Source organism: Klebsiella sp. BIGb0132 (genome assembly GCF_024810075.1).
GTDB lineage: Bacteria > Pseudomonadota > Gammaproteobacteria > Enterobacterales > Enterobacteriaceae > Klebsiella > Klebsiella terrigena.
Genome location: NZ_JANUDW010000006.1, coordinates 215,390 through 234,808, shown reverse-complemented (window position 1 = coordinate 234,808; position 19,419 = coordinate 215,390). Strand labels below are relative to the sequence as shown.

Genomic DNA, 19,419 nt, shown 5'->3' with positions numbered 1-19,419 from the left:
TCGGGAGGCGGGGATGAAGGAAAATGGATCTAAGAACGGCGGCAAACGATTTGCCGGCCTGCTGGCGATAAGCGGCCTGCTTGTTGCCTCTTCCGCCGCGGGTTTTATGACCAACTACGATAACGGGCGCGTAGATTTTGCCGGCCGGGTAACGGATATCTCCTGCAGCGTGGCGCTTAACGGCGGCCATAATGCCGGCAGCGGCAGCGTCTGGCTGGCGCCGGTGAGCCTGGCGGAGGTGCACGATCGCGGAGCCGGGGCCTTTATGAAAGCGCAGCCTTTTACCCTGGAGCTGTCGAACTGCCAGCTGCGCCATGACGGCGGCGCGGCGGATCAAAGCGAAGTCCGTTCGGTGAACGTTCGCTGGATCGACGGATTTATGGTCAATACCGTCAACAATGAAAATGCGGGCTATCTGGCGAATACGCTGCCGGACGGCGCGCGTAACATCTATCTGGCGCTGTCGACCAATGACAACAATACGCTGGATAAGAGCAATAAAATTGTCCCGGCAGACCCGCTGCAAAACCGGGTGCAGATTAAAGAAAAAGCGGTAGATGGCGGCGTATTTACCTATTATATCGGTTACGTCTCGCCGGCGCCGGAAAAAGCCACCTCGGGCCCGATGACCAGCTGGGCAACCTGGGAGCTGGTATATAATTAAGTGGCTGCGCGACAGCAGCAAAAGCGCACTTTTCGCTAAGTTAATGACCTTGTAAAAACGAAAAAAATGCCGGCGTGCCCGGCATTTTTTAAATCACTTTATCTTCTTCGACCAGCTGTTCAATGCTGACTTCTTTCCAGTAGTGGCCCTGAATGGCGAACCACGACATTCCCTGCAACCACTTTTTATGCGCCTCGCTCTCAACGCCTTCGATAATAACGTTATGGTTATTATGGGCAAGAAATGTCACCAGCGCATCCATTAGCGGGCGCCCGGACTCCTTTTGCATTAAGTGCCAGAAAAAGTTTTTATCAATTTTTACATAATCGAAATGATATCCGCGAATGGCGTTAATGCCCGCATTGCCGGCGCCGAAATCATCCAGCCAGAGGGTGCTGGTTTGCGTGCTTTGCCAGGCGCTAAGTGCATTATTAAGCAGGTTGTTGGAATTTTCCGTCACTTCAAAATGCACGCAGCCGAGGCGCTCGATATAGGCTTCGATCTGCGGCTGGCGTATAATGCTGAGGATATGGTCGTCAACGTTGATGGTGGCAGAGATATTATTTTTAATAAACCACGCCTTGTGCTTTTCAATCAGCGCCAGCTGCTCCATGAAAATACTTTCACGCAGCGCTTTGTTGGCGTGGCGGAAGAAAAAATCGGGCGCCACGGGAATATGATCGAAGCGGCTCAGGCATTCAACGGCGACGAGCTGGTCCTGCGGCGAGAACATTTTCTGAAAAACATAACGAACAGAGATATCGCCACGTGATAAATTGTGGTCTGAAAATAGATTTGCGTTCATTTTCTCGTGTCGGAAATTTAGCAAGCGTACGCTGCAGGGTAGAATTATTATAAGTGACCTTCATGCCGTTGTGAATTCTTATTAAAAGCAAGTGACCAATTGATGACAGTATTTTGATTGGTCACTCGCTTTCTTTAGCCCGGGGTGAAAAGAACCGCTAACACTGATACATGGTGACTATTTTTTTATTCATAATCCGCGAGCTGTCCATGCCGAGTTTCTTCATGATGTGAATTCGATGGCTGTGTACCGTTTTATGGTCAATGTGAAGCACCGCGGCGATACGCTTGTTGTTATAGCTGGCCATAATCAGCTCCAGCACCTGAATCTCTCTGACCGAGAGCTTTTTATGCGTTAGCAGAAACCGGTAATCCGCGGCAGCGGTCGGCACGTTTGTGATGTCTGAAAAATCGTTAAGCGATGATTTTTCAGTTAAAATTATCAGGTTTTCGAGGAAGATCAGCTCCCGAAACAGCCCGGCGATATCGCTCCTGACGATCAGCACCAGCCGGACGCAGCGCGCCAGGCAGAAACGCAGTTTGTTAAGCAGATGCACCGTGTCAGCAGCAGAAATATCCTTATGAATGACGTTGAAAATAACGATTTTAGCCTGAGGGAGCGCCTCCCCCTGCATAATGTTCTGATAGCTTAAGGCGGTAATGTTTTTATCGTTATCAATCATATAACGCTGTATTGATTGACCGATGAGGTTATCATCGGTGTATAGCAATATACTCTCCAAGGGCTCAGACTCTCTTTTTTCTTTTCGCTTCCAGAATCAAATCAAGCATCATTTTCTCAATTTTTCTCTTATCATCGTGATGCCTGAACTTAAATTGACAAGAAACCTGATGATAGCTTTCCCCCTGTTCGTCATCCTCATCGAGGGTCACCAACACGACGTTTTTAACCACCAGATCGACGGTGATTTCCCCATATTCGGCGGCTGATAGAATCGAATTTTTGAGGATCGAATTGTGGGTGAGAAATTTAAGGTTCGGGTTTTTGGCCATCAGCGCGCAGCCGCCATCTGAAATATCTTTAATTTCAAACGTGTAATTCTCACCATTCTTATGGCGGCCATGACAAAAAAAATCATGCTGATGCTGTAGCCGAAAGCGCGGATCGCGCCGCCTTTGGACCACCTGAATACATTCAGGCAGGGTAAATGAGACTTTATTACTTTTAGCGCTGCCGCTCCCCGAATGTTTCTTCAGCGTTGAACAGAACTCTATCTTCCCTGAATCGCTATGCAGAACAAATTTGAACTTGTGCCCCGGAGGGATCTTACTGTGGGTAACGATGTGAAATTCTGAAAAATCAACACGCGCCAGCTGCGTAATGAAGTTTTTGTTATTATAGAAAATCTCTATCTCAGACTGCTTTCTGAGTTCCTCCCTGAAAATAGCAATGATCTCATACTTACTGGTCTTTATTGTTCCCTCTGTCATGTGAAGTCCTTGTTAATTTTTATATTGTGTGTGTGGATTTTTTTTTATAGCAATGACAACATTCTGATTGTGTTAATCAGATGTTTTAATGAGCGTTTGATGTTATTAGCTATCTTTTTGGCTAAATTGATTTGTATAAACGTCGAATTGGCAGTTGTTTTTCCTGTAATCAAGAGTTCAAAAAATGAAGATAGATACAAACGACCGCGGCCTCCAATAAGGAGGCCGGTCTAAATAGTATAAAATGATGCTTTGTATAGGGTTACTTGCGAAAGGACGGCTGGGGCAAATACCCATTTGTGGGATCTATAGTGCCAGCAGCGTTGAGTTAATTCCAGGCAAATATTAGCGGCAGAATCCCCCCTGTCGCCATGCGCTTAGACGCGCCGGGGAGAGGGGGAACGGCTCAGACCTTGAGGTTATCTAAGGTGCTGAGCGCAGCGGCGGGGAGGGTTAAGGTGGCGGCGGCAAGGTTTTCTTCAAGATGCTGGAGCGATGAGGTCCCGGGAATAAGCAGGATATTGGCTGAACGCTGCAGCAGCCAGGCGAGGGCGACCTGCATTGGCGTCGCCGCAAGTTCGGCGGCGATATCGTTCAGCTCCTGCGCCTGCAGCGGCGTAAAGCCTCCAAGCGGGAAGAAGGGCACGTAGGCAATATTCTGCGCGGCCAGCGCGTCAATGAGCTCGTCGTCCTGGCGATTGGCGACGTTATATTGATTCTGCACGCAGACAACCGGCGTCATCTTTTGCGCGTCAGCGACCTGCGTGGCGGTAACGTTACTGAGCCCAATGTGGCGGATTAGCCCTCGCTCCTTCAGCTCGAGCAGCGTCGTCAGCGGGCCTTCCAGCGACCCTTCGGCCGGGCCGTGGGGGCTCAGCATGCTGCGCAGGTTGACGACCTCCAGCACGTCGAGATTGAGGTTGCGCAGATTATCCTCAACCGCCTGGGTCAACTCCGCCGGCGACATAGCCGGGAGCCAGTTCCCTTTTTCATCGCGGCGGGCGCTGACTTTAGTCACGATACAGAGATCGTCAGAATAGGGATGCAGCGCCCTGCGGATCAGCTGGTTGGTGACGTGCGGGCCGTAAAAATCGGAGGTATCGATATGGTTGACCCCCGCGTCCACCGCCGCCTGCAGTACGCGAACGGCGTTTTCAGGATCGGCTGGCGGGCCGAATACGCCGGGGCCTGCCAGCTGCATTGCTCCGTATCCCAGGCGATAAACCTGACGGTCGCCTAAGGTGCCGGTTGCGGATAGCCGTACGTTGGACATGGAAACTCCCCCTGATCATGAGCAAGTTCTAAGTGTAAACCGGCCAGGGGATTTGCAGCGATGGGAATATTAGCAGAACGTGCGGCAACGACGGTGGCCGTCGCCGCAGGGGAGGATTAGCTAAAGAACATCACCGACACGCACAGCAGGCCGACGACCAGGGTGATGAAATTACCCAGCGATCGGTACGGCTTGAGGGCCGGGATGATGTACGTCGATAGGGTCGGCATGATGAACAGGATCATGGCGATCAGCGGTCCGCTGATGGCGTATATCATCGAGATGGCGTTGGGGTTAATAAAGCACACCGCGAAGGTCAGCGCCGAAACCAGCAGGATCGACATCGCGCGGTTAAAGGCGCGGCTTTTGCGAATTCCCATCTGCCCCAGCGAGGTTTTCACGATTTCGCTGGCGCCCTCAATCACCCCGAAGTAGGTCCCGAGGAAGGATTTCGACATCGCCACCACCGCCACGACGATCCCGGTGACCGCCAGCCAGGCCGGGGAGCCGGGCATCATCGACAGCGCGGAGAGGATGGTGACGCCTTCATCACGCGCGCTTTCAATATAGGTGGCCGGTATCGCCAGCAGGCAGCTGACGACAAAAAACAGCACGCTGGCGCAGATGATGGTGTAGGCCACTTTCATGATTTTTTTGCATTTACCCATCGCCTGCTCGCCGTATTTCTCCTGCTGGTCGATAGCAAAAGTTGAAATAATCGGCGTATGGCTAAAAGCGAAAACCATCACGGGTATTGAGATCCAGACCTGGTGGAGCGTATGCGAGTTCAGCTGCATCTGGCTGGTGAGGTGCTCGGGCTGCCAGTCGCCAATCAGGTAGATAGAGAGGAACAGGAAACAGGCGATCAGCGGGAACACCAGAAAACCCATCACCTTAATGGTGATGTGACGACCCATCAGGAAGATCAGGTTCAGCACCAGGACGACGGCGAGGCTGAGCAGCGCGCGGACGCCGGCGGTGATCGGCATATGTCGCGCCAGCTGTTCGGCGAGAGAGTTGGTGATCGCCACGGCGTAAATCAGGACCACCACGAAAAAGGCGAGGAAGTAGAGCGCGGTGATCAGATTCCCGACCTTCTTGCCGTAATAGTGGTTGACCGCGCCGGTGATGCCAACGCCGGGTGCGACCTTAGCGGAGAGGATAAACTGGCTCAGCGCCCTGTGAGGCCAGTAGGTTAACGGCCACGCCACCAGCGCGGTGATGAGCAGAACAACGGCGCCGGCGGACCCTAGCTGGATCGGCAAAAACAGAGTGCCAGCGCCTACGGCAGTGCCATATAAGGCAAAACTCCAGAGAGTTTCTTCTTTAGACCAAATTTTAGACATTGTGTGAATTTATCAACCGTAAAACCAAAAAAAAGGAGTGTAATTTATCACATCTGCGTTTTGGTCGTGGCGATAGTTTTGGATGGCGGGCAGCAGCGAGGATCGCCGGGAACTGCCCCGGCGATCCTCCTGCGTTTAGCTACGCGTAGGGATCTGCGTTTGACGGTGCTTCAGTACCCGCACGCGCAGCGTGTCCCAGGCCCAGTTGAACAGCATGGTGTAGGGCAGGAAGAACAGCATAAAGCCGATTTCCAGCATAAATGCCTGTATCAGCGAGACGCCAAGGAGCAGCGCGACGGCGGTGACGCCGATGGTGATAAATCCGCACTCAAAACCGATGGCGTGCAGGGCGCGAACCTTGAGGGTTCTTATCACGCGGGAAACCGGCCAGATACGGTCAAAGATCGCGTTATAAATCAGGTTCCAGACCATCGCCAGGGTGGCGAGCAGAATGCTCAGGCCGCCCATTTCGACCACCGAACGCTGCATCAGCCAGGCCGCGGTAGGGGCGAGGATCAGCGTGGCGAGGCCCTCAAAGCTGACCGCGTGAATAATACGTTCCATCAGCGACTTACGCTGCAGGTTGCTCTGTTGCATGGTGTTTACCTCCGGGTAAAGCCGTCGTTCACAGCCGTTTATTAGCGATGCAGGCTGAACGCGTTATAAGAAATTACTCCGCATTTTATGGATAAATGTGATAAACAAAAGATAGTATCCATCGATAAAGTAGATAGTTCATGCGCTATTCTCCCGAAGCTCTCACCGCTTTTGTCGAAGCCGTGGCCTGCGGTTCGTTTTCCGCCGCCGCGCGCCGCCTGCGCAAAAGCCAGTCCACCGTCAGCACCGCTATCTCAAACCTCGAAGCCGACCTCGGGGTGACGCTGTTCGATCGTTCCACCCGCCAGCCGGTGCTGACGCCGCAGGGCGAGCAGGTGCTGGGCTACGTGAAGGCGATTCTGGCGGCAAGCGACCGGCTCGATGAGCTGGCTATTTCTCTCTCCGGCGAAACGGAGGCCCGGCTCACCTTTGTGCTCTCCGATACGCTGCATCCCGATGTCCTTGAAGATCTGCTGGAGCAGTTCGACCGCCGTTTCCCGCACACCGAATTTGAGTGCCTGATCGGCGAGGATGAAGACGTTGTCGACCTGCTGCAAAAGGAGCGCGCGCAGGTGGGGCTGGTTGAGGCCAGGGATAGCTATCCTCCGGAAATCGGCTGTACGCGCCTGCCGCTACAGACCGCGATGGCGATTTACGTGGCGCCCCGGCACCCGCTGGCGGCGCAGGGGAGGGTCGTCTGGGATGAGCTGCATAGCTGGCGCGAGCTGCGGCTGAGCACCTATCTGGAAAGCCGGGCCGATCCTGCTCAGGGGCAGGTGTGGTCGGCGCCCAACTATCTGCTGCTGCTCAGCATGGCGGTGCAGGGGCTGGGCTGGTGCATTTTGCCCTGCGCGCTGGTGGAGGAGTTTGCCGGCGTCGGAACCCTGGTGCCGCTCGACATTGCGGGCTGGCCGCGGATGATATCCGTAGATTTATTATGGAATAAGCGGGCGCCGCCGGGAGAGGCGGGGAGCTGGCTGCGCCAGCATTTGCAGCGCCAGGGGCAGTAAAATCGCCGCAAATCTTTGTGATTTACCTCACTTTTTTTAAACATTTGCGAAATTTTTTGATAACAATTCTCTACTATGTTGTTGTTTCTTTGCACAGAGGCAGGCAGAGGTAGAGGATGAAAGATGTCGTGATCGTCGGCGCGCTGCGAACGCCTATTGGCTGCTTCCAGGGGACGCTATCGCGCCACTCGGCGGTGGAGCTGGGGAGTCTGGTGGTTAAGGCTTTGGTCGAACGCGCCGGAATCGATCCCCACGCTATTGATGAAGTGATCCTCGGGCAGGTTTTAACCGCCGGCACCGGGCAGAACCCTGCGCGCCAGTCGGCGATCCGCGGCGGGCTGCCGAATACCGTTTCGGCGATCACCATTAACGACGTCTGCGGTTCCGGGCTGAAGGCGCTGCATCTCGCTACGCAGGCTATTCAGTGCGGCGAGGCGGACGTGGTGATTGCCGGTGGCCAGGAGAATATGAGCCGCGCGCCGCACGTGTTGACCGACAGCCGCACCGGGGCACAGCTGGGAAACAGCCAGCTGATCGATAGCCTGGTACACGACGGGCTGTGGGACGCGTTCAATGATTATCATATGGGCGTGACGGCGGAAAACCTGGCGCGGGAGTACGGCATCAGCCGCGAGCTGCAGGACGCCTGGGCGCTGAGTTCGCAGCACAAGGCGCGGCGGGCGATCGACTCCGGCCGCTTTCGCGACGAGATTGTCCCAGTAATGACCGAGCAGAACGGCGCGCCGCGGCGGGTGGATACCGATGAGCAGCCGCGGGTGGACGCCAGCGCCGAAGGCCTGGCCTGTCTGCTGCCGACCTTCGACCGTCTGGGTTCGGTGACCGCAGGCAATGCCTCAACCATTAATGACGGCGCGGCGGCGGTGATGATGATGAGCGAGGCGAAGGCGCTGGAGCTTGGCCTGCCGATCCTCGCACGGATCCGCGCGTTCGCAAGCGTTGGCGTCGATCCGGCGCTAATGGGAATTGCGCCGGTACATGCGACCCGCCGCTGTCTGGAAAGAGCGGGCTGGCGGCTGGACGAGGTGGATCTTATTGAAGCCAACGAGGCGTTTGCCGCGCAGGCGATTTCGGTGGGCAGGGTGCTGGAGTGGGACGAGCGGCGGGTGAACGTCAACGGCGGCGCCATTGCCCTCGGCCACCCGATCGGCGCTTCCGGCTGCCGCATTTTAGTTTCGCTGGTCCACGAGATGATCAAGCGGGACGCTCGTAAAGGGCTGGCCACGCTGTGCATCGGCGGCGGCCAGGGCGTCGCGCTGGCGGTGGAGCGAGCGTAGCGGCCTCCAAAAGCGTTTTCCCTTCTTAGCCTCCTGCCATCAGGGGGCTTTTTTATCGGCGCTAAGCACGATTTCCGCGATAGTTCTCAGCAAAAAGGGCCAATAGCCGCCCTATTTGTTGAGCTTTGTCACGTCTTTATGTGCCATGTTTTTTGAAACAAATAATTACGATCTCGATCACTAAAACATCATCCCTTAAAAAATAAAATGCAGTTTCATAAAATAGAAACATAATTTTAATTTTGAGGGGTACCCTATGTTTGCACGATCTCTGGCCCTTGCTGCTCTCTGCGCCGCGTCTTTTTCTGCTGCAGCCGTAACGGTGGATTTGCGTCATGAATTCATCGACGGCGGTAAAACCGATAAAACCAACGCCGACCGCGTCTCCGTGTCGCACCGGTTCGCCAACGGCTTTGGTTTCTCCGTCGAGGCAAAGTGGAAGTCAGGAGGGGATAACACCGATCAGCCTTATTCAGACTTTGTGGGCAATGGGCATGAAGAAACCATCAGCTGGCAGTGGAAGGCGAACAAGAATTTCTCCGTCACGCCGGGCTTCAATATTGAAAGTAACGACAGCCGCTCAATCTATAAGCCGAACCTGCGCGTGCAGTACAGCTTCGATAACGGTTTCTACGTTGCCGCCCGCTACCGTTACGACTACACCCGCTATCCGGCAAGCGCGGGCAAAGAGGACGATAAAGTTAACCGCGGCGATGCGTGGGCAGGCTTCGTGCTGGGCGACTGGCGTACCGAGCTGAATTACGTTTATGCCCGCAGTAGCGAAGGCGTAAACCGTAATGACAATAAACCCTACTCCCAGGAATATAACGTCAAGCTGGCCTATAAGCTGGATAAAAACTGGGCGCCCTACGGCGAGGTGGGTAACGTTGGCGTCAACGACCGCAGCGACCGCCAGACCCGCTTCCGCGTAGGCGTGGCGTACACCTTCTGATATAAATAACCGCCTCATCGTTGACCCCGGCGCAGTTAGCCGGGGTTTTGCCGCTTCCCCGCCGTGAACCTCTGTTAATGATAAATGCCCGCTCGCGCGGGCGTGCGCTTCACCGCTCCCTGACCGCCGGAATTGAGCCGACTGCGGGCCAAAAAAAGCCCTCCATGAAGGAGGGCAAGGCCAGTTACAGAAGTACGCAATCAAACTCAGGTTACAACAGGTTATGCCTGCAGCATCTCGCGCTGCTCGGGGAGCTTCGCGATATAGATAGCCGGTTTACCGTCCTTATCGGAGCTAAAGAGGATCGCGCTATCGTCCGGCGTAAAGGAGGGGTGCGGATGGGTCACCTGGCGGCTGTTGGCAATGGTTGCCCACGACGTATCGTGACGCGCAACGCGGAAGAAGGCCCGCTTCGCCACGTCGAAAACGTACAGATAGGGGTCGTTATCGATGGTATAGCCGCTGGTATCCTTCACGTCTACCGGGGTACCGGAACCGTCGCCCACCAGCAGCGTGCCGTCAAAATTACTCATCAGATGCGAACAGGCGGGCATCTGCATCAGCGCTTCGTTCACGCCGCTATCCGGATTAAAGCGGTAAACGGTGCGCCCCTGCTGGCCCTTCAGGTAGGAGACGTACATCAGCGCCGAGCCGTCCGGCACCCAGAATTCGTGGGTGCAGCTTTCGCCCTCGGCATGCTCTTTGACTTTACGTACGCTGCTGCCGTCTTCATTCACCATCCACATGCGGGCATCAACCAGATCGTGCGGACCTTCGTGGCAGAAGGCGACGGTGTTGTCATCAAACGGCCGATAAATAGGATGGCCCAGCCAGTTTTTCTCTTCATGGATGGTGCGGCTTTCACCGGTTTGCAAATCGATGCCCAGCAGGCGGCAGTGCGGACCCTTATGGAAGAAGTCGTGGAAGGTCTGCCAGTCGTTGAGCGGCGTCCAGTCGCTTTTGGCGATCTCAATGCCGACCAGCTTGCTGCAGTCGCTGTTGGCGACCCAGGTTCCGTAGCCCACCCATTCGTCGGCGACGCGATAGACTTCGCGCTCCTGCAGGGTGGTGAGGTTAACTTCCAGCAGCGTGCGGTCATTTTTAACGTAATAGAGGGAGGTATCGTCCGGCGAGAGGAAGCCGCCGAAAGTGTTGTCGCCGGCCCCTTCGGTGAGCTGGACGGCTTCGGCCGCGGCGATATCCAGCAGGTAGTAGTTCCAGTGCCCGTCGAATTCACCGGCGAACAGCAGATGGCTACCGTCGTTGAAAAAGCATTTCTGATAGAAATAGTTACGATGGCAGGTCACTTCCGGAGGGGTTAAGCGGGTGACCTCTGCCCCGGTATCGGGATCGCGGCTGACTTCATAGTTGAGTTTTACCCGCATGCCTTTAGCCATGATGTGCTCCTTTTCCTTCCTGCGCTGCCGCCTCCCTGAGGGGCGCGTGAGCAGATGATTTTGATTTAAAAGATAGGTGTTAATTTATCAAAACATCGTTTCATTATTTGTGATGGCGAGCGCAGTTCGCAATAACTTCCTGCTCTGGATCGCACTTTTTTGCCTACAGGCAGCGGCATGAAGAGGCAACTTTGTTTTTATGCCGACTTTCTGCGATCTGATGATGATTTTCTAAGTTGCTATAATGCTTTGTATTTAAATGAATTTCACTCTTTATTGTTGCAGGTCGAGTCAGCGCTTCGTGATCTGATTTGCATTTTTAATATTTGCTTCGCTAAAAATTGAAACGACGTTTTAATAATAATTGAAAATGACCTTGCCCGGAGATAAGATGGGTCCACTAGCAAAACGGAACTCTGTTTTATTTTTATGATGGGCCAGCCCCAGAGAGTTCTTCTAACCATAATGGCCAGCGCAAGCAGCCGGTCGAACCTATAGAACCTCGCCTGTGTAGTACGGGCTATCTGAAAGATAAAGGAACCAGGTATGATACTCGATACATTCTCTCTCCAGGGTAAAGTGGCCGTTGTGACCGGATGTGACACCGGGCTGGGCCAGGGCATGGCGGTAGGGCTGGCGGAAGCGGGCTGCGATATTGTCGGTATCAATATTGTTGAGCCAACGGAGACGATTGAGCGCGTCACCGCGCTGGGCCGTCGTTTTCTGAGCCTGACCGCCGACCTGCGCCAGATTGAGGGGATCCCGCAGCTGCTGGAGCGCGCCGTTGCTGAATTTGGCCATATCGATATTCTGGTCAACAACGCCGGCCTGATCCGCCGTCAGGATGCCCTTGAGTTCAGCGAAAAGGACTGGGATGACGTGATGGATCTGAACATCAAGAGCGTGTTCTTTATGTCTCAGGCGGCAGCGAAGCACTTCATTGCCCAGGGCAACGGCGGCAAAATCATCAACATTGCCTCCATGCTCTCTTTCCAGGGCGGTATTCGCGTGCCTTCCTACACCGCCTCAAAAAGCGGCGTGATGGGCGTGACCCGGCTGCTGGCGAACGAGTGGGCGCAGCACAACATCAACGTTAACGCTATCGCACCGGGCTACATGGCGACCAACAATACCCAGCAGCTGCGCGCCGACGAGCAGCGCAGTGCCGAAATCCTTGAGCGTATTCCGGCGGGCCGCTGGGGTTTGCCGAGCGATTTGATGGGGCCGGTGGTGTTCCTCTCCTCCAGCGCGTCTGACTACATCAACGGCTATACCGTGGCGGTGGATGGCGGCTGGCTGGCGCGCTAATCTTCCCGCTTTGCCGAATAAAAACCTGCCACAGACGGCAGGTTTTTTTATGTGTGAACATTAATTGTCCATATTGATAAATGAAAATAATCCATATTAATTAGTTATGGGGTGGTGATAACTCGCATGAATATTGGATTTTTATCTGCAGTTGATAAATTGTCGCACCGTTATGAAAGTTGAATGTCCATCACAAAACGATGGCTAGTAGCTAATTAGTCCATATCTTTGGCATCTCCACCCTGACACATTACCCCGCCGATCCCGTACTTTCTCATCACGTCTTACTATGTTCTGGCAGGGAAAAATGACCTCAATTAATAATGACACTACGTTAATGCCGCGTACGCAACGCGATACCCGGCGCATGAACCAGTTTGTCTCCATTGCCGCCGCGGTGGCCGGACTCCTGTTTGGCCTCGATATCGGGGTGATTGCCGGGGCGTTGCCCTTTATTACCGATCATTTTGCCCTATCCAGCCGCCTGCAGGAGTGGGTGGTGAGCAGCATGATGCTGGGCGCCGCCGTCGGCGCGTTGTTCAACGGCTGGCTCTCTTTCCGCCTCGGGCGTAAATACAGCCTGATGGTTGGGGCGATACTTTTTGTGGCCGGATCCATCGGCTCCGCCTTTGCCAACAGCGTGGAGGTCCTGCTGCTGGCGAGGGTGCTCCTCGGCGTTGCCGTCGGGATCGCCTCCTACACCGCGCCGCTTTATCTCTCTGAAATGGCAAGTGAAAATGTCCGCGGGAAGATGATAAGCATGTATCAGCTGATGGTGACGCTGGGGATCGTGATGGCCTTTCTATCCGATACGGCGTTTAGCTACAGCGGCAACTGGCGCGCCATGCTGGGAGTGCTGGCGCTGCCTGCGGTCCTGCTGATTGTGCTGGTGGTGTTCCTGCCCAACAGCCCGCGCTGGCTGGCGGAGAAGGGGCGCCACGTCGAGGCGGAAGAGGTGCTGCGCATGCTGCGCGATACCTCGGAGAAAGCCCGGGATGAGCTCAATGAAATTCGCGAAAGCCTGAAGCTCAAGCAGGGCGGCTGGGCGCTGTTTAAGATCAACCGCAACGTCCGTCGGGCGGTGTTCCTCGGCATGCTGCTGCAGGCGATGCAGCAGTTCACCGGGATGAATATCATCATGTACTACGCGCCGCGTATTTTTAAAATGGCGGGCTTCACCACCACCGAGCAGCAGATGATGGCGACCCTCGTCGTCGGCCTGACCTTTATGTTTGCCACCTTTATTGCGGTGTTCACCGTGGACAAGGCCGGGCGTAAGCCGGCGCTGAAAATTGGCTTTAGCGTGATGGCGCTGGGCACGCTGGTGCTCGGCTACTGCCTGATGCAGTTTGATAACGGCACCGCCTCCAGCGGCTTATCCTGGCTTTCCGTCGGCATGACCATGATGTGTATTGCCGGCTACGCCATGAGCGCCGCCCCGGTGGTGTGGATCCTGTGCTCGGAAATTCAGCCGCTGAAGTGCCGCGACTTCGGCATCACCTGCTCCACCACCACCAACTGGGTGTCGAATATGATTATCGGCGCGACCTTCCTGACGCTGCTTGACGCGATTGGCGCCGCCGGCACCTTCTGGCTCTATACCGTGCTCAACGTCGCCTTTATCGGGGTGACCTTCTGGCTGATCCCGGAAACCAAAAACGTCACCCTTGAGCACATCGAGCGCAACCTGATGTCCGGCAAGAAGCTGCGCGACATCGGTAACTGATTACAGCGATTCCCTCGGCAGCCAGGGGCTGGCAACCCGCACCGTATCCCGATGGCTGTCGCCGTTAATAATATGCAGGGCGCTCAGGCGCCCTATTTCATAATGCGGAAGCTGCACCGTTGAGAGCGGCGGTAAAAACAGATCGCCAATGCCGACCATATTATCGTAACCGACCACCGCCACGTCCTGCGGGATGCGCAGCCCCTGCGCCAGCAGCGTCTGATAGACCATAAAAGCGATGCGATCGTTACCGCAAATCACCGCATCGAACTGCGGCTTACCCGCGCGAATGTTTGCCAGCAGCATCGCCGGGATGTCGCGATAGTGCTCATCGCCATACTCCATATAGCTGTGTTCGAGCGTATGCGGATCGAGACCCGCTTCGCGACAGGCGCGCTCCAGCCCCTGGCGTCGGCGCACGGTCGCCAGATGCTTCGCCGGCAGATGCAGGCACAGCGGACGGCGATAGCCCGCCGCCAGCAGGGCCTGTACCGCCGCATACTGACCCTGCTCGTCGTCCGGAATATAGCTGGCCACCGGGTCGTGCAGGCTTTCGCAGTTGGCCAGCACGCAGGGGAGGGTCAGCAGCTTGGCCGGGAGCGGCACCTGGCGCAGCCCCATGGTGGTGTAGATAATCCCGTCCGGCCGGTGGGAGAGCAGCAGATCGACGATGGTGTCCGGGCTATCGTCGGAAAACATGTTGACCACGAAGCTGTTCCAGCCGTGCGCCCGCGCGGTTTCTTCGATTGAGAGCGTAATTTCCACCGAGAAGGGGGTGGTGACGGTATCCAGCGCCAGAACCCCGATGGTATTCGGCGTGGCGTGGGCGCCGCGTATTTTTTTGGCGGAGAGATCGGGGACGTAGTTGGTTTGTTCAATGGCGGCCTGAACGCGAGCCAGAGTCTCTGGTTTCAGGCGTTCCGGGCTATTCAGCGCCCGTGAGACCGTCATCAGAGAGACGTTTGCCAGTTTTGCCACATCTTTCAAGGATGCCATATTTACCACTCCAACGCTGTCGCCAGGCAACAGGCTATATAACTAAGTCGCTGATGTAAAAGGATCATATGCGATATTCTATCGCAGGATGCGCCACAGCGATGGCGAGGAATATTTGATCGCGATCGCATCTCTGTTATGTTAACGTTAACTTATGTGATTAACATCATGTATCTCAGCAAAAGGGCATGAGTTTTGGGTTTTGTTAACGTTACCATCTGCGCATTACTCCCACAGAGAACGTCATGATGAAAGCACATCACTCTCACAGCTATCCGATACTCAGCGCCTTACTGTTCTTCTTTTTCGTGACCTGGTCTTCGTCCGGCTCTTTGCTCTCTATCTGGCTCCATCAGGAGGTCGGCCTGAAGGCGGGGGATACCGGCATCATCTACGCGGTTCTCTCCGTTTCAGCGCTGTTTGCCCAAATTTGCTACGGCTTTATTCAGGATAAGCTCGGCCTGCGTAAAAACCTGCTCTGGTATATCACCGCGCTGCTGATCCTCTCCGGGCCGGCCTATCTGCTGTTTGGCTACCTGCTGGGCATTAACATTTTTCTCGGCAGTATTTTTGGCGGGATCTACATCGGCCTGACCTTCAACGGCGGCATCGGCGTGCTGGAGTCCTACACCGAGCGCGTGGCGCGGCAGAGCCAGTTTGAGTTCGGCAAGGCGCGGATGTGGGGATCGCTGGGCTGGGCGGTGGCGACCTTTTTTGCCGGCCTGCTGTTTAACATCAACCCGAAGCTGAACTTTGCCGTCGCCAGCTGCTCCGGCCTGGTGTTCTTTTTCCTGCTGGCGCGGCTGCGGGTCTCCTCTGCACCGCAGGCGATGGAGGAAGCGGTAGCGGGCGGCAAGGTGACGCTGGAGGACGCGCTGCGTCTGCTCACCCTGCGCCGCTTCTGGGCGCTGGTGTTTTTCGTCGTCGGCACCTGTATTTACGGCGTCTACGACCAGCAGTTCCCGGTCTACTTCTCCTCGCAGTTCGCCACCCTGCAGGAGGGCAACGCCATGTACGGCTACCTGAACTCTTTCCAGGTGTTTCTTGAGGCGGCAGGGATGTTCTGCGCGCCCTGGCTGGTTAACCGCATTGGCGCTAAAAATGGCCTGATTTTCGCCGGCATGGTGATGGCGCTGCGGATGGTGGCCTCCGGGCTGGTGGAGGGGCCGCTGCTCATCTCTATCACCAAGCTGCTGCACGCGGTGGAGCTGCCGATCCTGCTGGTATCTATCTTTAAATACAACAGCTTAAACTTTGATAAGCGCCTCTCATCGACGCTCTATCTGGTGGGCTTTGCCTGCACCAGCTCGGTTATTGCTACCGTGCTGTCGCCGCTGGCGGGCTATAGCTACGAGATCTACGGCTTTGCCCGGTCCTATTTGATTATGGGCCTGCTGGTGTTCTTCACCACCTTTATCTCCATCTTCTTGCTGCGCTCGGCTAAGTCACCATCGGACCCGCTGATGCCGCAACCTTCCGTTATTTGAATGAAAAGAGTGAAGACTATGACCTACTCAATTAGCAACGCCGAACAGGAACTGCAGGCGAAAAGCGATGCGCTGAACCTGCGCTGGTACCCGCGCTACCATCTTGCCGCCCGCGCGGGCTGGATCAACGATCCTAACGGCCTGGTGTGGTTCGACGGCTGGTATCACGCCTTTTACCAGCACCATCCCTACTCGACGCAGTGGGGGCCGATGCACTGGGGTCATGCGCGCAGTAAAGATTTGGTGCACTGGGAGCATCTGCCGGTGGCGCTGGCGCCGGAAGGCCCGGAGGATAAAGACGGCTGCTTCTCCGGCTCCGCGGTGGTCGACGGCGATACGCTGGCGCTGATTTATACCGGGCATAAATTCCACGGTGACCCGAACGACGAGGCCAACCTGTATCAGGTGCAGTGCCTGGCCACCAGCCGCGACGGCATCCACTTTGAGCGCCAGGGGATCGTCCTCGATACCCCGCCGGGGCTGCACCATTTCCGCGATCCTAAGGTGTGGCGCGAGGGCGATAGCTGGTACATGATTGTCGGCGCGCGCCTCGGCGACGTCGGCCAGGTGCGCCTGTACCGTTCGGCCGATCTGCGCCAGTGGCAGGACGCGGGCGTGCTTGATGAGGCGGAAAAAGAGATGGGCTACATGTGGGAGTGCCCGGACTTTTTTGCCCTCAACGACAGGCGCGTGCTGATGTTTTCTCCGCAGGGAATGGCGGCGCAGGGCTATCAGAATCGCAACCTGTTCCAGAGCGGCTACCTGCTCGGCGACTGGCAGCCGGGCGGCACCTTTGTGCGTGAAGGCGAGTTCGTTGAGATGGACAGCGGGCATGATTTTTATGCGCCGCAGAGCTTCCTGACGCCGGACGGTCGGCGGATCGTTATCGGCTGGCTGGATATGTGGGAGTCGCCGCTGCCGGAGCAGCAGGACGGCTGGGCGGGGATGCTCTCGCTGCCGCGCGAGCTGAGCCTGAGCGCCGACAGCCGGCTGCAGATGCGCCCGGCGAAAGAGGTCGAAAGCCTGCGCGGAGCGTGGTTCCCGTGGCCGGTAAGCACCTTGAAAAACCAGCAGACCATGCTGGTGGAAAACTGCGAGGCAATGGAGGTTATCCTGCGCTGGGACAGCGCCAGCTGTAGCGCTGAGCAATATGGCCTCAGCTTCGGCGACGGTCTGCGGGTCTACGTTGATGCGCAGATGCAGCGCCTGGTGCTGGAACGTCACTATCCGCAGCATGGCCTGTGCGGCGCGCGCAGCGTGCCGTTAACCGCCGGGGCGCCGCTCAGTCTACGGATATTCTTCGACAGCTCTTCCGTCGAGGTCTTCGTTAACGAGGGCGAAGCCTGCCTCAGCAGCCGTATTTATCCGGATGCTGACCGTCGTGAATTAACCCTATTTGCGTGGAGCGGATCGGCCAGCTTATCTGAGGCCGGGGCCTGGCAGCTCGAATAATATAATTACTGTTTATTCTGTCGTTAATAACCCGTCTGTGACGATGGGCGGGTTATTATTGTCATCATCGTCGTGCTTTACCTGTATACCCGTCATACTTCAGGCATGCATATGCGTTGGCTGCACTCTCTCACCCCAGTCACTTACTTCAGTAAGCGCCTGGGGACTTGCTCTCTTGCCGCCTTGATGCCGCTCGAATTATTTAGGGTATAAATAAAGATTTCATTTAATTAAATAATAAAAGGGTTTACCGATGAATAAAATCTGGGTCGGGTGCTTTCTGTCGTCTTTATTTACCCCTCTGGCTAATGCGCAGGCACCATTAACACTCGAAGAACGGCTGGCGCAAATGGAGCAGCGGCTGCAGGAGACCGAACAGCGGGCGACCAGCGCCGAGGCGGAGATTCGGGCGCTAAAGCGTCAGGAGAAGCCGGCTGTCGCGGCCAGCAACGCGGCGGCCAAACCCGCGCTGCAGGTCAATGATTATGGCGAATTAAAGTTCTATGGCGACGTTGAGTTTAATATGGACGGCGCCAGCCGTACCGGTAGCCTGACCTCGGTGAGAACCAGCGCAAATAAAAACTGGGCGCCGGGGAAAAAAGAGCGCTGGGATATTAATGGACGTATTCTTCTCGGTTTTGATGGTCTGCGGAAAGGGGCCGATGGCAGGTATGCCGGCTTTAGCGTACAGCCGCTGGCGGATATTAATGGCAAGATGAATCTGGACGATGCGGCCTTTTTCTTTGGCCAGCAGGATGACTGGAAAATTAAAATTGGGCGCTTTGAAGCCTACGATATGTTCCCGCTGAATCAGGATACCTTTATTGAATATTCCGGCAACACGGCCAACGACCTGTACAGCGATGGCTACGGCTATATCTACATGATGAAAGAAGGGCGCGGGCGCAGCAGCAGCGGCGGTAACTTCCTGCTCAGTAAAACCCTCGATAACTGGTATTTTGAGGTCAATACGCTGGTGGAGGACGGCAGCTCGCTGTTTGTTGACCAGAGCTATCACGGCAACGCGCTGGATAACCAGAAAAACGTCGCCTACGTGCGTCCGGTAGTGGCGTGGCAATCCGGCGCGTGGTCGGTGGCGGCGGCGATGGAGAGTAACCTCGTCAATAACGCCTACGGCTATCAGGACTCACGCGGCCGCTGGGTCGACCAGTCGAGCCGTACCGGCTACGGCATGACCATGAGCTGGAACACGCTGAAGGCCGATGCCGAAGATGGCGCGGTGGTAAATCTGAGCACCGCCTATCTCGACGCCACGGATGAGCAGGACTTCAGCGCCGGCATCAACGCGCTATGGCATCGCGTGGAGCTGGGCTATATCTATGCGCATAACAAAATCGACCAGTTTAATCTGGCGGGCGTGAGCGCAGAATGCGACAACGAGTGCGCGGTACTCGCCCCGGGGCGCTATGACATCCACACGCTGCACGCCTCGTGGCTGCTGCCGAATATCATGGATATGGCGAATTTTAACATTTACCTCGGCGCCTACGCCTCGTGGCTGGATTCATCGGCGGAGAAAAGCGCGGGGTCGGACGAACGCTACGGCGCTCGCGTACGCTTCAAATACTTCTTCTGAGGGTAAAAAGCCGCCGGCCCGGCATCCCGCGAAGCGGTTTGCCTTTCAGGACGGGCTGGTGGC

Annotated in this window: 17 protein-coding genes; 9 read left to right on the top strand and 8 right to left on the bottom strand. The window is 55.9% G+C overall.

From position 1 onward, the window contains the following. Positions 1–13 precede the first annotated feature (13 nt). A complete protein-coding gene (locus M2416_RS17715) occupies positions 14–664 on the top strand; it encodes a fimbrial protein (RefSeq protein ID WP_259226208.1) in 651 nt (216 codons plus the stop codon). Positions 665–752: 88 nt separating this feature from the next. Here M2416_RS17715 and mrkJ read toward each other — a convergent pair whose 3' ends face one another. The 6 genes from mrkJ to M2416_RS17685 form a co-directional block, all read right to left on the bottom strand. After that, positions 753–1,469, bottom strand: a complete 717-nt coding sequence (gene mrkJ / locus M2416_RS17710) for a cyclic-di-GMP phosphodiesterase MrkJ (protein ID WP_076945919.1) — start codon at positions 1,467–1,469, stop codon at positions 753–755. A 157-nt stretch (positions 1,470–1,626) separates the two neighbouring features. After that, positions 1,627–2,211 carry a helix-turn-helix domain-containing protein gene (locus M2416_RS17705; protein WP_076945920.1) on the bottom strand — a complete coding sequence of 195 codons (585 nt, stop codon included), beginning with the start codon at positions 2,209–2,211 and terminating at the stop codon, positions 1,627–1,629. Between the two features lie 4 nt (positions 2,212–2,215). Next, entirely contained in the window at positions 2,216–2,920 is a 705-nt protein-coding gene (locus M2416_RS17700; RefSeq protein WP_076945921.1) for a flagellar brake protein, read from the bottom strand. Between the two features lie 406 nt (positions 2,921–3,326). After that, complete coding sequence (locus M2416_RS17695; protein ID WP_076945923.1) at positions 3,327–4,193, bottom strand: oxidoreductase; 867 nt, start codon at positions 4,191–4,193, stop codon at positions 3,327–3,329. A 116-nt stretch (positions 4,194–4,309) separates the two neighbouring features. Further along, complete coding sequence (locus M2416_RS17690) at positions 4,310–5,539, bottom strand: amino acid permease (protein ID WP_076945924.1); 1,230 nt, start codon at positions 5,537–5,539, stop codon at positions 4,310–4,312. 135 nt (positions 5,540–5,674) lie between these two features. Next, positions 5,675–6,136 carry a multidrug/biocide efflux PACE transporter gene (locus M2416_RS17685; protein WP_076945925.1) on the bottom strand — a complete coding sequence of 154 codons (462 nt, stop codon included), beginning with the start codon at positions 6,134–6,136 and terminating at the stop codon, positions 5,675–5,677. Between the two features lie 140 nt (positions 6,137–6,276). Here M2416_RS17685 and M2416_RS17680 point away from each other — a divergent pair, with 140 nt between their 5' ends. The 3 genes from M2416_RS17680 to M2416_RS17670 all read left to right on the top strand — a co-directional run bounded on the left by M2416_RS17680 (position 6,277) and on the right by M2416_RS17670 (position 9,393). Then, complete coding sequence (locus M2416_RS17680; protein ID WP_076945926.1) at positions 6,277–7,146, top strand: LysR family transcriptional regulator; 870 nt, start codon at positions 6,277–6,279, stop codon at positions 7,144–7,146. Positions 7,147–7,262: 116 nt separating this feature from the next. Next, positions 7,263–8,441, top strand: coding sequence for an acetyl-CoA C-acetyltransferase (locus M2416_RS17675; RefSeq protein WP_045857382.1), 1,179 nt, complete (start codon positions 7,263–7,265; stop codon positions 8,439–8,441). Positions 8,442–8,697: 256 nt separating this feature from the next. After that, complete coding sequence (locus M2416_RS17670) at positions 8,698–9,393, top strand: oligogalacturonate-specific porin KdgM family protein (protein ID WP_041147062.1); 696 nt, start codon at positions 8,698–8,700, stop codon at positions 9,391–9,393. 221 nt (positions 9,394–9,614) lie between these two features. On the opposite strand, the gene M2416_RS17665 is transcribed toward M2416_RS17670, so the two are convergent. Beyond that, the gene (locus M2416_RS17665) at positions 9,615–10,790 is read right to left on the bottom strand and encodes an oligogalacturonate lyase family protein (protein WP_259226207.1); all 1,176 of its coding nucleotides are present in this window, start codon (positions 10,788–10,790) and stop codon (positions 9,615–9,617) included. Positions 10,791–11,336: 546 nt separating this feature from the next. Between M2416_RS17665 and kduD the strand changes: the two genes are divergently transcribed. Next, the gene (gene kduD, locus M2416_RS17660; protein WP_045857388.1) at positions 11,337–12,098 is read left to right on the top strand and encodes a 2-dehydro-3-deoxy-D-gluconate 5-dehydrogenase KduD; all 762 of its coding nucleotides are present in this window, start codon (positions 11,337–11,339) and stop codon (positions 12,096–12,098) included. Positions 12,099–12,405: 307 nt separating this feature from the next. Next, positions 12,406–13,824, top strand: coding sequence for an arabinose-proton symporter AraE (araE, locus tag M2416_RS17655; protein WP_076945933.1), 1,419 nt, complete (start codon positions 12,406–12,408; stop codon positions 13,822–13,824). On the opposite strand, the gene M2416_RS17650 is transcribed toward araE, so the two are convergent. Next, the gene (locus tag M2416_RS17650; protein WP_041147058.1) at positions 13,825–14,820 is read right to left on the bottom strand and encodes a LacI family DNA-binding transcriptional regulator; all 996 of its coding nucleotides are present in this window, start codon (positions 14,818–14,820) and stop codon (positions 13,825–13,827) included. It lies immediately after the preceding gene. Between the two features lie 245 nt (positions 14,821–15,065). On the opposite strand from M2416_RS17650, the gene M2416_RS17645 reads away from it, so the two are divergent. From M2416_RS17645 to M2416_RS17635, 3 genes are all read left to right on the top strand, one after another. Beyond that, a complete protein-coding gene (locus M2416_RS17645) occupies positions 15,066–16,307 on the top strand; it encodes an MFS transporter (RefSeq protein WP_041147057.1) in 1,242 nt (413 codons plus the stop codon). An 18-nt stretch (positions 16,308–16,325) separates the two neighbouring features. Further along, entirely contained in the window at positions 16,326–17,759 is a 1,434-nt protein-coding gene (locus tag M2416_RS17640) for a glycoside hydrolase family 32 protein (RefSeq protein WP_076945936.1), read from the top strand. A gap of 253 nt (positions 17,760–18,012) precedes the next feature. Continuing rightward, a complete protein-coding gene (locus M2416_RS17635) occupies positions 18,013–19,356 on the top strand; it encodes a carbohydrate porin (RefSeq protein WP_259226206.1) in 1,344 nt (447 codons plus the stop codon). Positions 19,357–19,419 lie beyond the last annotated feature (63 nt).